Source organism: Kocuria subflava, assembly GCF_012163155.1.
Lineage (GTDB): Bacteria > Actinomycetota > Actinomycetes > Actinomycetales > Micrococcaceae > Kocuria > Kocuria subflava.
Genome location: NZ_JAAVUN010000149.1, coordinates 1 through 638, shown reverse-complemented (window position 1 = coordinate 638; position 638 = coordinate 1). Strand labels below are relative to the sequence as shown.

Annotated in this window: 1 protein-coding gene; it reads left to right on the top strand. The window is 64.3% G+C overall.

Annotated features, from left to right (window positions below):
- Window positions 1-265: 265 nt before the first annotated feature.
- Window positions 266-638: AMP-binding protein (locus tag GTW58_RS13465; protein ID WP_168023601.1), on the top strand; the 373-nt coding region annotated here is incomplete at its 3' end.

The window sequence follows — 638 nt, the reverse complement described above, 5'->3', positions numbered from 1 at the left end:
CGATTGGGGGAGGCCGAGCGGCACGTGCGGAGCCCCGGTGGTGCCGAGGACCTCGACTCCATCGAGCCCCCACGGTTCCCTCCGTCTCCCAAACGGTTGGATCCGATCTCGTGGATAGGGCTCACTATACGACGCACAGATGTGCGATGACCTGCTGATACCTTCATATAGATGAAGTTGTCACAAAATCGGGTTTGACCTGCGTCGGCGATCTGGATGACATGCAAGCGGGCTCGTCGGCGACTGCGGCGGTAGGCTCGTGCCCATGTCTGAGCACCACAGCGCCCCCCACTCCGCGGCTTCCGGCTCATCCCGCGAGTTCCTGGCCACGAGGCCCTGGACCAAGAGCTACGACGACGGCGTGGCGCGTGACCTCGACCTGCCCGAAACCTCCCTGAGCCACATGTTCGAGAAGTCCGTTGCCCAGTTCGGACCCAAGGCGGCCGTCAGTTTCTTCGGGGCGGACGTCTCCTACGACTCCCTGGGCAGGGACGTGGAGCGGGTTGCCGAGGGGCTTCGGGAGCTCGGTGTCAAGGCCGGCGACCGGGTCGCTCTTGTGTTGCCGAACAGCCCCCAACACATCGTGGCGTTCTATGCGGTCATGCGACTGGGAGCGATCGTCGTCGAACACAACCCCC